Genomic DNA, 11,603 nt, shown 5'->3' on the forward strand with positions numbered 1-11,603 from the left:
CCGTGGCGCCGGCCGTGACGCTCCCCGCGACCCTGAACCCGGCGCTAACCTGGCCGTCATGGACCCTGCGGACTCGCCCGATCTCGGCCGCGGCGTGCTCCACCCGGCCCGGGCGGCCGAACTGATCGGCGTGGACCGGCTCGCGCCCGATCCCGAGGTGGCGCGGTTCGTCGAGTTCTACTGGGTGGTCCGCTGGGACCTGCACGGCCTGCCCCCGTACGAGCAGAAGGTGCTCGCCCATCCGAACGTCCACCTGGTCTTCGAGGAACCCCGGGCCCGCGTCTACGGGGTGGACCGCTCGCTGTTCGTCCGCCGCCTGGAGGGCGCGGGGCGGGTCCTGGGCGTGAAGTTCCGCCCGGGCGCCTTCCGGCCGTTCGCGGGCGGCCCGGTGAGTGCGCTGGCCGATCGATCGTTCCCGGCCGGCGAGTTCTTCGGGCCGACGGCCGACCGCCTCAACTCGGCCGTGCTGCAGGGGGACCAGGGCGATCCGGCGGCCCTCGCGGACGCCTTCCTGCTGCCCCGGCTGCCCGCGCCCGACCCGGTCGCCGAGGAGGTCGCCGCGATGGTGGACCGCATCACCGGCTCGCCGGACCTGCGCCGGGTGGACGACCTGGCCGGGGAGTTCGGCCTCGGCGTGCGCCGCCTGCAGCGCCTGTTCGCCGAGTACGTCGGCGTCTCCCCGAAGTGGGTGCTGCGCCGCGCGCGGCTGCACGAGGCGGCCGAACGGGCCGTCTCCGGCGGCGAGTTGGACCTGGCCGCACTCGCCGCCGAGCTGGGCTACGCCGACCAGGCGCACCTCACCCGCGACTTCACCGCCGCGGTCGGCGTCTCCCCGGCCCGCTATGCGGCGGCGGGCTGACCGGCTTCGGCCACGGCGGCCGCCTCGGCGGCGGCCCGGCCCCGGGCGCTGGCCCGCTTGGCGTAGACGATGGTGAAGTAGACCAGCCCGCCGAGCACCACGTACGGGAGGACGTTGTTGACCGTCACCACGGTGCCGTGCGAGAGCGTGTAGACCAACACGATCCGCAGCACGGCCTCCAGGACGAACGCCACGCCCCACACGATGGTCAGGTTGCGCTGGACCCGGCGGAAGCCCGGGTACTGCCACATGGAGTTCCACCAGGCGACCATCTCCGGCGTGCCGTCCGTGGCGAACTTGCGGCCGAAGTAGAACATGATCGGCTTCGGCGCGGCGAGCGAGGCGAGGTAGAGCACGCCGAGCAGGCCCGAGACGAAGGAGTCCTTGGCCAGCAGCATCTTCGGGTCCTGCGGCCCGATCAGCGCGACGACGAGGGTCAGGGCGACGAACACCAGGGAGACGATGGCGAACTCGTCCAACCGGCGGTGCCAGAGCAGGTAGATCACGGTGTCGACGACCGGCCCCAGGCCCGAGAGCAGGATGGCGGTGGACTCGCTGTAGCCGTGGTCGTGCAGCTGGTTGTAGATCAGGATCGGGGCGACGACGTTGAAGCCGATGCTGATCAGCCAGCCGAGGGCGGCCGCCCCGCCCTTCCGGGCAGGAGCCTGTGGTGCTGCGCTAGTTGACACTGTGTCGTCCCCCGGGGTGGTGAGCTGTGAATTTCGCGGATCATTCTGACGGGCCCGCAGGTCAGGCGTCTAACGCCGGACCGAATCGTGATCGATCGTGCCCGAGCGGGCCGGTCCCCGACGGGCCGGTCCCGCGCGGGCCCCGGCGCACGCCCCCCGGCACGCCCCCCGGCTCGCGCGCCGAGTCGTGTCCCGGCCCACGCCCCCGGGCCGCGTCCCGGCTCGTACTCCCCGGCCGGCTCACGCTCCCCGGCCGGCCCGACCCTCGCGGCTCACGCTCCGAGGAAGCGCTGCAGTTCGTCCAGCATGTAGTTGGCCCCGGTGTAGCCGATCCCCTGGAACCACAGCTGGTCGTCCACCGGGAACGCCCGGTGCGCCCGGACCGCCCCCAGCGCCTGCCAACCCGGGCTCGCCAGCGTCGCGTTGGTGCCCGCCGTCTCCGGATCGCCGTACGTCGCGTACAGCAGCAGGTCGCCGTCCGCCTTCCCGATCTGGTCCAGCGGGATCTCGAAGTCCGACTGGTCGACGTTCTGCGCGTCCGGCCGGCCCGCCTGCGCGTCGGCGAGCACCGTCCCGGGGAAGCTCTGCCGGCCGAACAGCCGGATCCCGCCGCCCTCGACGAACCGCACCAGGCTCACCTTCCGCCCCGACAGCTTCGCCGCCGAGAGTGCCTGCACCACCTGTGCGACGTGCTTCTGGTACGAGCCGACGAAGGCCGCCGCGGCGGCCTCCCGGCTCAACGCCTGGGCGTGCAGCTGGAAGTCGGACTTCCACGGCGCCCCGGTGGTCTGGGTGAGCACGGTCGGGGCGATGTCCCGCAGCTGGTCGTACCGGTCGCCGTCGCGGGCCTGGTTGGAGAGGATCAGGTCCGGCCGCAGCGCCCGTACGGTCGGCAGGTCCGGCGCGCCGGCCGGGCCGACCAGGCGGATCCCGGCGGTGCGGGAGGCCGGCCAGTAGTCGGGGTAGCGGGTGTCCCGGGCGGGGAGCGCGGCGCCGATCGGGGTGATGCCGAGGGTCAGCGCGGAGTCGAGCACGTCGGTGTCCAGCACGACGACCCGCATCGGTGCGCCCGGCACCTGCACGGGCCCGGTGGCGGTGTTCACGGTCACCGGTGGCACCGGCGCGGCGGACGGGCTCGCGCTCGTGCTCGCGGTCGCGCTGCTCCCGGCGCTCCCCGCACCCCCGGGGCTCACGGCGCTCCCCGCGCGCGCCGCGGTCTCGGCGCTCCCCGCCGCCGTGCCGGTGCCCGCCCGCGGCTCGGCGCCCGGACGCGACGCGCCGCCGGCGCACGCCGCGAGCGCGGCCCCGCCGAGGCCGGCGAGGAGGGTACGGCGGGCGATCCGGGGCATCGGCGGTCCTCAGGAGGCGAGGCGAGGGGCGGGCGCCGTCGATTATGTCCGAATTGGGAGGTGAAGTGCCGGTAAGCGTGCCGTGCCGTCAGGCGTCCACGGCCGTCGTCGCCGCGGCGGCCCACGGGGCACCGGGAACGACCAGTGGCGTGCCCGTGACCGGATCCGGGACGACGACCGAGTCCAGCCCGAACACGTCCCGTACGAGCTCCGCCGTCACCACGTCCCCGGGCGGCCCCTGGGCCACTATCCGGCCGTCCCGCATCGCCACCAGGTGGTCCGCGTACCGGGCGGCCTGGTTGAGGTCGTGCAGCACGGCGACGACCGTCCGGCCGCGCTCCACGTTCAGCCGGCGGACCAGGTCCAGCACCTCCACCTGGTGCGCGATGTCGAGGTAGGTGGTCGGCTCGTCCAGCAGCAGGATGTCGGTGCCCTGGGCGAGCGCCATCGCGATCCAGGCGCGCTGGCGCTGGCCGCCCGACAGCTCGTCCATGCTGCGGTCGGCCAGCTCCGTGGTGGAGGTGCGCTCCAGTGCCTCCGCGACCGCCGTCTCGTCCTCCGTCGACCACTGCTGCCACCAGCTCTGGTGCGGCTGGCGGCCGCGCGAGACCAGGTCGGACACCGAGATGCCCTCCGGGGCCGTCGGCGACTGCGGCAGCAGGCCGAGCCGCTGGGCGATCCGCTTGGTCGGGATCCGCGCCAGCTCCTCGCCGTCCAGCAGCACCGCGCCCGCGACCGGCTTCAACAGGCGGCCGAGGGCCCGCAGGAGCGTCGACTTGCCGCAGGCGTTCGGCCCGACGATCACCGTCACCCGCCCGTCCGGGACGCGGACGTCCAGGCCCTCGACGACCGTGCGCGCCTCGTAGGCCAGGGTGAGGCCCCGGGCCTCCAGGCGGTGAGCGGACATCAGGAACCTCCACGGCGGGATCGGATGAGCAGCCACATCAGGTACGGCGCGCCGACCATGCCGGTCACCACGCCCACCGGAAGCTCGGTCGGCGCCAGCAGCCGCCGGGCGACCAGGTCGGCGAGGGACACCACCAGCGCGCCGGTCAGCGCCGAGCAGAACAGCGGGACCTGCGCCGAGCGGGCCAGCCGCAGCGCGATCTGCGGCGCCGTCAGCGCGACGAAGTCCACCGGCCCGGCGGCCCCGGCCGCGCCCGCGGCCAGCACGACGCCCAGCAGCGCCATGCCCAGCCGGATCCGGTCCAGTCGCAGGCCGAGGCCGACGGCGGTCGCGTCGTCGAAGGAGATCGACCGCTGGGCGCGGGCCGCCCACAGGGCGACCGGCGCGGCGGCGAGCAGCAGCCAGGCGAGCCACCCGGCCTGGTCGTAGCCGGAGCCGTTCAGGCTGCCCGTCATCCAGACCTTGGCGGCCTGGGCCTGGAAGCCGTCGCCCTTTGTGAGGAACACGGAGGTGAGGGACGACAGGGCGACGCTGATCCCGATGCCGACCAGGACGAAGCGCTGCGCGTGCAGCCCCCGCCGCCACGCCAGGGCGTACACCAGCAGCCCGGCGACCACACCGCCGGCCACCGCCGCGTACGGCGCCTGACCGGTCGAGCCGACCACGCCGTACGCCATCAGGCCGACCACGGTCGCCGTCGCGCCCCAGGTCACGCCCACCACGTCCGGGCTGGCCAGCGGATTGCGGGCGACGGTCTGCACCAGCGCCCCGGCGAGCCCGAGCGCCGCGCCGACCAGCAGTCCGACCACCACCCGGGGCAGCCGGAACTCGCCGACCACCAGCTCGTCCGGGCTCGGCCGCCCGAGGACCACCTTCACCACCTCGGCCGGCGAGACGGTGGACTCGCCCAGGCACAGCGAGGCCACCACCGTCGCGGCGAGCGCCGCCAGCAGCCCGGCCACGGCGTACGTCGACCGCCGGTGCACCAGGAACGACGCCCGCCCGGCCCGCACCACCGAGTAGCCGCGCAGCGAGACGGAACTCATGCCGCCACCACCTTCCGCCGCCGGACCAGGGCCACCAGCACCGGGACGCCGACCAGGGCGGTCATCACGCCCGCCGGCACCTCCGACGGCGGGAACAGCACCCGGCCGAGGGTGTCGGCGAGCAGCAGCAGGGCCGGCCCGAGGACGGCGGAGAAGGCGAGGATCCAGCGGTGGTCGGCGCCCGCGACGGCGCGGGCCGCGTGCGGGACGGCGAGGCCGACGAAGGCGATCGGGCCGGCCGCCGCGACCGCCGAGCCGGTCAGCACCGTCGCACCGAGGGCGCCGGCCGCCCGGACCAGGCCGGTCTTCGCGCCCAGGCCCTTCGCCGTGTCGTCGCCGAGGGCCAGCGCGTCCAGTCCGCGGGCCACCGCGACCACCAGCACCGTGCCGACCGCCAGGAAGGGCAGCAGCTGCCAGGCGACGTCCGAGGTCCGCCCGGAGAGCGAGCCGACGTGCCAGAAGCGGAACTGGTCCATGGTGGCCGCGTCCGTGGTCAGCACCAGGGAGTTGAGCGAGGCGACGAAGGCGGACATCGCCGAGCCGGCCAGCGCCAGCTTGATCGGCGTCGCCCCGCCCCGGCCGCGCCCGGCGAGCCCGTAGACCAGCACGGTCGCGATCACCGCGCCCGCGAAGCCGAACCAGACGTACCCGGTCAGGGTGGAGACGCCGAAGCCGGAGATCGCGACGACCACACCGGCCGCCGCGCCCTGGGAGACGCCGAGGATGCCGGGATCGGCGATCGGATTGCGGGTCAGCCCCTGCATGACGGCCCCGGCCAGGCCGAGTGCCGCGCCGACGGCCAGGCCGACGACCGTGCGCGGCACCCGCAGCTCGCGGACCACCACGGCGTCGGCGGTGCCGCCGCCGTGCAGGAGGGCGTCGAGGGTCCGGTCGAACGGGATGGTCCGGCTGCCGACGGCGAGGCTCAGCAGCACCGCGGCGGCCAGGACGGCCAACGCGGCGGCGAGCCACGGTATTCGGCGCCGAGGGGCGCGGTGCGGCGTGCGGGGCGCGCCGGGCGGTGCTGTGGCGTCGTCGGTCATGAGCCCTCTCCGCAGACAACTCAGGTAAACCTAAGTTCCCCCGGGAAGCCTGGGCAAATTGCCTCGTGGTGCGGCCCGTCCGTTGGATAGCCTGGCGCCATGCCCGCGACCTCCCCCGCCCCGCTCACCGTCGGCTTCGACCTCGACATGACGCTGCTGGACACCCGGCCGGGTATCCGCGCCACCTACCTGGCGCTCTCCGCCGAGACCGGCACCCCCATCGACGCCGACCTGGCGGTCACCCGGCTCGGCCCGCCGCTGCTGGAGGAGATCCGCAACTGGTTCCCGGAGGAGGAGGTGGGGCGGGCCGTGACGCGCTACCGCGAGCTCTACCGCGACCACGCCTTCGCCCCGACCGTCCCCCTCCCCGGCGCCCACGCCGCCGTCGACGCGGTCCGCGGCCACGGCGGCCGGGTCGCGGTGATCACCGGCAAGTACGAGCCCAACGCCCGCCTCCACCTGGAGCACGCCGGCATGACGGCGGACGTGCTGATCGGCGACCTGTGGGCGGAGACCAAGGGCGCCGCGCTGCGCGAGCACGGCGCGAGCATCTACGTCGGCGACCACCTCGGCGACATCCGGGGCGCCCGGCACGCGGAGGCCGTCGCGGTCTGCGTGCCCACCGGCCCGTACAGCGCCGAGGAGCTGCGCGAGGCGGGCGCGGACGTGGTGCTGGCGGACCTCACCGAGTTCCCCGGCTGGCTCGCCGCGCACCTGGCCGCCGGTTAGGGCTCGGCCGGGGCTGCCGGCGCCCGGCCCGGCGGCAGACTGCCGCCAGGCCCCAGGCCCCAGGCCCCAGGCCCCAGGCCCCAGGCCCCGGGCCTACGGCTGCGGGTCGACCCGGCGGCGCTGGGCCCGCGCGTTGACGAACAGGCCGGTCAGCGCGGCCAGGAACCCGGCCGGCATCAGCATGCTCAGCCAGTACGCGGCCGTGGGCAGCGGCGTCAGGTGCAGGAACAGCGGGACGAAGGTGACCAGGGTGGCGAGTGCGCCGAGACCGAAGACGATCGCCCCGGCCTTGACGTACACGTCGCCGGGATCGGCGCTCTGGCTGCTCACGTCTGCTCACTCCTCGGGGCGGGGTAGGACCGCCCCCAGTCTGGCAGAGCGGCCGCCGGAGCCGCCCACCGGAGCGGGCCGGTCACGTTGCGCAGTTTCCCGGAAGCTCAACGTTTTGATCCCTGCTGGGCGGGGGTATGCAGGGGGTGCCGAGGGGCGCTGCAGGTGCGCCCCGTGTCCTCAGACCCGGGGGTGTGCCGATGGACCGCGCGCAGACGCGACCCGGCCGTGCCAGTACCGGGTCGCCCGCGACCGCGAGATCCCCGCGCCCCACCGCCCCGAACGGGCCTCGGACCGCGGATCCTTCGCGGAACGCGGATGAGGCAGTCACGGACCGTTAGTCTGCTCCTGACAGCGTGCTGACCATGAGCGCCCGCGGGCGCCGAGCCGAGGTCGGCCGCGTTCTTCCCACCACCCAGTGATCCCCGGCCAGGGCCGGGATCCCTCACACCCATTCGAGGACTGTTCGAGATGCCCACCGGCCAGGTCAAGTGGTTCAACGAGACGAAGGGCTTCGGCTTCCTGTCGCGCGACGACGGCGGCGACGTCTTCGTCCACACCAAGGCGCTGCCCGCCGGTGTCACCGTGCTGAAGCCGGGTCAGCGGGTCGAGTTCGGCGTGGTCGCCGGCCACCGCGGCGACCAGGCGATGGCCGTGCAACTGCTGGACGCGCTGCCCTCGGTGGCCGCCGCCCAGCGCAAGAGCGCCGACGACATGGCCCCGATCGTCCAGGACCTCATCACCACCCTGGACGCGGTGCTGCCCGGCCTCCAGCGCGGGCGCTACCCCGCCAAGCCGACCGGCCAGAAGCTGGCCGCCCTGCTGCGCGCGGTGGCCGACCAGTTCGACGTCTGAGCGGCCCGGAGTCACCCGAACGCGAGCGCACCCGGGTCCAGCGGGGGCACCAGCCCCTCCGCGGCGGCCCGGGTGAGCAGCGCGCGGACGGCCGCGTAACCCTCCTCACCGAGGTCCTCGGTGAACTCGGTCACGTACAGCCCGATGTGCTGGTTGGCGACGTCCAGGTCCATCTCCTGGGCGTGCTCCAGCACGTAGGCGCGGCCCGCCGCGGGATCCGCCCAGGCCTGCCGGACGGAGGCGCGGATCGCGTCGGTGACCGCCCGCAGCCGCTCGGCGCCGAGCGAGCGCTTGGCGACGATCGCGCCCAGCGGGATCGGCAGGCCGGTCTCCCGCTCCCAGGCCTCGCCCATGTCGGCCAGGCTGTGCAGGCCGTACTGCCGGTAGGTGAAGCGGGCCTCGTGGATCACCAGACCGGCGTCCACCCGCCCGTCCCGGACGGCCGGCATGATCTCGTGGAACGGCAGGACGACGATCTCGCCGAAGCCGCCCGGCACCGCCTTCGCCGCCCACAGCCGGAACAGCAGGTAGGCGGTGGAGCGCTCGGAGGGCACCGCGACGGTCTTCCCGGCGAGGTCGGCGGGGGACGCGACGCCCGGCAGGGTGAGCACCAGCGGGCCGCAGCCGCGCCCGAGCGCGCCGCCGCAGGGCAGCAGTGTGTACTCGTCCAGGACCCACGGCAGTGCGCCGTAGCTGATCTTCAGGACGTCCAGCTCGCCGCGCTCGGCCATGCCGTTGGTGACGTCGATGTCGGCGAAGGTCACCCGGGGGGCGTCCGCCCCGGGCAACAGGCCGTGCGCCCAGGCGTGGAAGACGAAGGTGTCGTTCGGGCAGGGCGAGTACGCGATGCTCAGCCGTTCAGCCACGGCCGGCCTCCTCGATCGGTTCGTGAAGCGGCAGCCAGTTCGTGGACGGGCAGCGCCGCGAAGGCCCGCTCCAGGGCGGTCAGAGCCTCGCCGATCCGCCAGGCGGCCCGGTCGCGCGGGCCCACCGGGTTGGACACGGTGCGCAGTTCGAGGGCGGGCACGCCGTACCGGGCGGCGGCCTCGGCCACGCCGAAGCCCTCCATCGCCTCGGCGGCGGCGCCCGGGTGGCGGGCGGCCAGCGCGGCGGCCCGCGCGGCGCTGCCGGTGACGGTGGAGACGGTCAGCACCGGGCCGGTGACGACCCCCGGGCCGCCCGGCCCGCCCAGCGCCTCGGCGAGGAGCGCCACGGCGGCCGGGGGCGGGGTGTGCCGGACGGTGCCGAAGCCCAGTTCGGCGACGTCGGCGAAGCCCTCGGGGGTCTCGGCGCCGAGGTCCGCGGCGACGATCGCGTCGGCCACCACCGTGGCGCCCACCGGGGCGTGCGGGGCGAAGCCGCCGGCGATCCCGGCCGAGAGGGCCACGGCGTACGGGTGAGCGGCCAGCGCGGCGGTCGCGGCGGCCGCGGCGGCGGCCGGGCCGACCCCGGCGGCCAGGACGTCCACCGGAGCGCCCCCGGCGCGGTGCAGCGTGCCGCCGGGCAGCGGCCGGGCGACGGCCCCGCCGGGCAGGCCGCGCAGCACCGCTTCGGCCTCCGCGGGCACCGCGACGACGACGAGCAGCCGGGCCCGCGCGGGGCCCGGCTGCCCGTGCTCGCCGTCTCCGGCGTCGTGCGCGGTCATCGCGGAACCGTCAGCTGTCCTGGGTCTTCAGCTGGAAGTACCAGACGGCGATCGGGTTGTCCGAGTTCTTGTCGCCCTCGACCACGGTGACCAGGGTCGTGCCGCTGGCGTTGAGCACCTTGTTCGCCTGCTGGGCACCCGACCAGGTCGGGCCCTTGGCGTACGAGGCCAGGCTGGTGCGCCCGCCGCTGCTCGACGAGCCGCCGTTGGTGAAGGCCCACCAGCCCGACTTCGCCACGTTGGGGGAGACGCCGACGCCGACCGAGTCGCTCGACACCACGTCCGAGGTCGGCAGGGAGCCGTCCTTCAGGGCCTGGGTGGCCTTGTCCTGGCACGCCTGCTGGAGGTCCTCGGTGATCGGGCTGCCGTTGTTCCAGCACAGCGGCTCCGCGACGGTCGAGCTGTTGCCGACCGTCAGGGTGGCCTGGTGGGAGATGTGCGCGGTCTGATCGGAGGCGATGGCGACGGAGGTGCCCACCGTGGCGGCGCCGACCACGACGACGGCGCCGATGGCGGCGATGGCACGGGCATTGAGGCTCATGGGTCAGAATCTACCGGGCCGCGCCGGTCGCGCTACGCGGGGGTCGGCCACCGCGTGTTGCCGTGCGGCCCGTCAGGCCACCCGGGGCGCCGTGGGGTGGCGCCGCCAGCCCACCCGGAAGAGCGAGCGGAGCGTCCACAGCAGCGCCGCGCCGACCACCGCGGCGGCGACCGACAGGCCCAGCGTCCCGTTCAGCGGCAGCAGGATGCCCACCGCGCCGCCCGCCACCCAGGACAGCTGCATCAGCGTCTCGGAACGGGCGAAGGCCGAGGTCCGCACCGCCTCCGGGACGTCCCGCTGGATCAGCGCGTCCAGCGCCAGCTTGCCCAGCGAGGCCGCCATCCCGGCCACCCCCGCGACCAGGATCACCGTCACCACGCCGTACCAGAGCGCGGCCGCGGCCGTCACACAGGTCGCCAGCAGCAGCATCGCGGTGACGGTCGCCTCCGGGCCCCGGGTGCGCAGCCAGGAGCCGAACACCGAGCCCAGCGCGTTGCCCGTCCCCGCCGCCAGCGCCACCAGGCCCAGCGCCACCGTCGGCTGCAGGCCGCCGATCGGCTCCTCCCGCAGCAGGAACGCCAGGAACATCACCAGGAAGCCGACCAGCCACTTCATCGCCGACATCGCCCGCAGCGCCAGCACCACCGACGGGCCGACGGTGCGCAGCGAGGCCTTGACCGGCGGATCGCGGTGGATCAGGTGCGAGCCCCCGCCGTGCACCTCGGCGTGCAGGACGGCCCGCTGCTCGCCCTTGGCCGAGTCCACGGTGTGCGGCAGGTGGAAGGCCATCAGGGTGCCGATCACGAACACCAGGAAGGCGCCGCGCAGCGGCCAGCCCGGGCCGATCAGGTGCAGCAGCCCGCCCACCGCCGCGGCCACGCCGGTGGCCAGCAGCCCGGCCAGGGTGACCCGGGAGTTCGCCTTCACCAGGGACAGCCGGCTCGGCAGCAGCCGGGGCACCACGACGCTGCGCACCACCCCGTACGCCTTGGACGCCACCAGGACGCCGAGCGCCTCCGGGTAGAGCGCGAGGCCGCCGCCGGAGATCACCCCGGCCATCGTCCACGCCAGCACCGCCCGGGCCAGCATCGCCATCGCCATGGCCGCCCGGCGGCCGTGCGGCAGGCGGTCCAGCAGCGGGCCGATCACCGGGGCGAGGAGGGCGAACGGGGCCATCGTGATCAGCAGGTACAGCGCGACCCGGCCGCGGGCCTCCCCGGTGGGCACCGAGAAGAAGATGGTCGACGCCAGCGCGATGGTGATCAGCATGTCGCCGAAGGAGTTGATCGCGTGCAGTTCGATCAGCTTCGCGAGTCCGGACTCGCCCGCGCCCTCGGCGGCGGTGGCCCGGCGGATCCTGCGGCCGGTGCCGTGCACCAGCTTGCCGGTGCGGGCGCCGACGGCGGAGACGGCGCGGACCAGGAACCGGCGGCGGGGCTCGGGGGCCTCCTCCGCGGCGCCGTCCGCCTGCGGGGCGCCGGCCGGCCCGGGGGTGCCGGGCCCGCCGTGCTTGGTCAGGTCCACGCGGGCCGCGGGCGCCTCGGACCCGTCCGCCGGCTGCGGTTCTCCCGCGCCGGGGACCGGAGGCTGCAGTCGCGGCACGGCGTCCT

The 11,603-nt window shown here is 75.1% G+C and carries 13 protein-coding genes; 3 read left to right on the forward strand and 10 right to left on the reverse strand.

Annotated features, from left to right (window positions below; translation table 11 throughout):
* The first annotated feature begins 58 nt into the window (after positions 1 to 58).
* Positions 59 to 859 (forward strand): helix-turn-helix domain-containing protein, encoded by an 801-nt coding sequence (locus IF30_RS0110235; protein WP_030235138.1) that lies wholly within the window; start codon positions 59 to 61, stop codon positions 857 to 859.
* On the opposite strand, the gene IF30_RS0110240 is transcribed toward IF30_RS0110235, so the two are convergent.
* From IF30_RS0110240 to IF30_RS0110260, 5 genes are all read right to left on the reverse strand, one after another.
* A complete protein-coding gene (locus IF30_RS0110240) occupies positions 841 to 1,548 on the reverse strand; it encodes a VC0807 family protein (RefSeq protein ID WP_030235141.1) in 708 nt (235 codons plus the stop codon). The two genes, IF30_RS0110235 and IF30_RS0110240, sit on opposite strands and share 19 nt — an antisense overlap.
* Positions 1,549 to 1,820: 272 nt before the next feature.
* Positions 1,821 to 2,897 carry an iron-siderophore ABC transporter substrate-binding protein gene (locus tag IF30_RS0110245; RefSeq protein WP_051709714.1) on the reverse strand — a complete coding sequence of 359 codons (1,077 nt, stop codon included), beginning with the start codon at positions 2,895 to 2,897 and terminating at the stop codon, positions 1,821 to 1,823.
* Between the two features lie 88 nt (positions 2,898 to 2,985).
* Positions 2,986 to 3,804 (reverse strand): ABC transporter ATP-binding protein, encoded by an 819-nt coding sequence (locus IF30_RS0110250; protein ID WP_030235147.1) that lies wholly within the window; start codon positions 3,802 to 3,804, stop codon positions 2,986 to 2,988.
* A complete protein-coding gene (locus IF30_RS0110255; protein ID WP_030235149.1) occupies positions 3,804 to 4,850 on the reverse strand; it encodes a FecCD family ABC transporter permease in 1,047 nt (348 codons plus the stop codon). The genes IF30_RS0110250 and IF30_RS0110255 overlap by 1 nt, the downstream gene beginning before the upstream one ends.
* Positions 4,847 to 5,893, reverse strand: coding sequence for a FecCD family ABC transporter permease (locus IF30_RS0110260; protein WP_030235151.1), 1,047 nt, complete (start codon positions 5,891 to 5,893; stop codon positions 4,847 to 4,849). The genes IF30_RS0110255 and IF30_RS0110260 overlap by 4 nt, the downstream gene beginning before the upstream one ends.
* A 99-nt stretch (positions 5,894 to 5,992) precedes the next feature.
* On the opposite strand from IF30_RS0110260, the gene IF30_RS0110265 reads away from it, so the two are divergent.
* On the forward strand, positions 5,993 to 6,622 hold the full coding sequence (locus IF30_RS0110265; protein ID WP_030235154.1) for an HAD family hydrolase: 630 nt from the start codon (positions 5,993 to 5,995) through the stop codon (positions 6,620 to 6,622).
* A 93-nt stretch (positions 6,623 to 6,715) separates the two neighbouring features.
* Here the strand turns inward: IF30_RS0110265 and IF30_RS0110270 are convergent, their stop codons facing one another.
* Entirely contained in the window at positions 6,716 to 6,952 is a 237-nt protein-coding gene (locus IF30_RS0110270) for a hypothetical protein (protein ID WP_030235157.1), read from the reverse strand.
* A gap of 471 nt (positions 6,953 to 7,423) precedes the next feature.
* On the opposite strand from IF30_RS0110270, the gene IF30_RS50550 reads away from it, so the two are divergent.
* Positions 7,424 to 7,807 (forward strand): cold-shock protein, encoded by a 384-nt coding sequence (locus IF30_RS50550; RefSeq protein WP_030235160.1) that lies wholly within the window; start codon positions 7,424 to 7,426, stop codon positions 7,805 to 7,807.
* Positions 7,808 to 7,818: 11 nt separating this feature from the next.
* Here IF30_RS50550 and IF30_RS0110280 read toward each other — a convergent pair whose 3' ends face one another.
* The 4 genes from IF30_RS0110280 to IF30_RS0110295 form a co-directional block, all read right to left on the reverse strand.
* The gene (locus IF30_RS0110280; RefSeq protein WP_030235162.1) at positions 7,819 to 8,673 is read right to left on the reverse strand and encodes a 1,4-dihydroxy-6-naphthoate synthase; all 855 of its coding nucleotides are present in this window, start codon (positions 8,671 to 8,673) and stop codon (positions 7,819 to 7,821) included.
* Positions 8,658 to 9,452: a futalosine hydrolase gene (locus tag IF30_RS0110285; protein ID WP_078891278.1), complete on the reverse strand. Its 795-nt coding sequence runs from the start codon at positions 9,450 to 9,452 to the stop codon at positions 8,658 to 8,660. Before IF30_RS0110285 ends, IF30_RS0110280 begins: the two co-directional genes overlap by 16 nt.
* A gap of 10 nt (positions 9,453 to 9,462) precedes the next feature.
* Positions 9,463 to 9,993 (reverse strand): hypothetical protein, encoded by a 531-nt coding sequence (locus tag IF30_RS43395; RefSeq protein WP_051709719.1) that lies wholly within the window; start codon positions 9,991 to 9,993, stop codon positions 9,463 to 9,465.
* A gap of 72 nt (positions 9,994 to 10,065) precedes the next feature.
* Complete coding sequence (locus tag IF30_RS0110295; RefSeq protein WP_420791134.1) at positions 10,066 to 11,517, reverse strand: MFS transporter; 1,452 nt, start codon at positions 11,515 to 11,517, stop codon at positions 10,066 to 10,068.
* Positions 11,518 to 11,603: the final 86 nt, after the last annotated feature.

The organism is Streptomyces sp. NRRL S-350 (genome assembly GCF_000719705.1).
GTDB lineage: Bacteria > Actinomycetota > Actinomycetes > Streptomycetales > Streptomycetaceae > Kitasatospora.